The organism is Tolypothrix sp. VBCCA 56010, from assembly GCF_050875635.1.
Taxonomy (GTDB): Bacteria; Cyanobacteriota; Cyanobacteriia; order Cyanobacteriales; family Nostocaceae; genus Hassallia.
The window spans coordinates 1-588 of record NZ_JBPAOH010000415.1 but is presented as its reverse complement, the minus strand read 5'-3'; the positions used below and the strand labels follow the sequence as shown (position 1 = coordinate 588).

Here is a 588-nt window from a genome sequence, read left to right as displayed (position 1 = left end):
GCGTAGTCAAGTTTGGAAAAACAGAGTTGCATCAAAATATCGATGCATTAATGAAAGATTATTCTTGTTACCATACATTGCCCGCATTCCTAGCTCAACAAGTAATGAAATCAGTCAATGCAGAATGGACGGGTTTTTTTAAGGCAATTAAGGAATGGAAAATTAATCCTTTATCGTTTACGGGTAGACCAAATCCACCAAATTATAAACCGCCGAAGGGGCGTTATAAAGTAGAATATCCCTATACACGAGCTTATAAAAAACTCAAAGAATCAGGGATTATTCACTTACATAAAACAAGTATTCTCATTCACTCCAAACATGCACAAAATTATGACTGTGTACGAATAATTCCCAGCACTGGATGTTATGTAATTGAAGTAGTTTATACTAGAAAGGATGTTGAGTTATCTGAATCAGGTTTCAAAGCCGCAATAGATTTAGGTGTAAATAACCTTGGGACTGTAACTTCAAATAAGCTCGGCTTCCAACCGATTCTTATTAATGGCAGACCAATAAAATCGATTAATAATCGATACAACAAATACATTAGTAAGCGACGCTCAACAAATAAAAAGCTGCATGGTA

General features: G+C 35.2%; 1 protein-coding gene. It reads left to right on the top strand.

Features of this window, described 5'->3' with window-relative positions; all coding sequences use genetic code 11:
- Positions 1-26: 26 nt before the first annotated feature.
- The coding region (locus AABK37_RS41800; protein ID WP_432557244.1) for a transposase at positions 27-588 on the top strand (562 nt) is incomplete at its 3' end.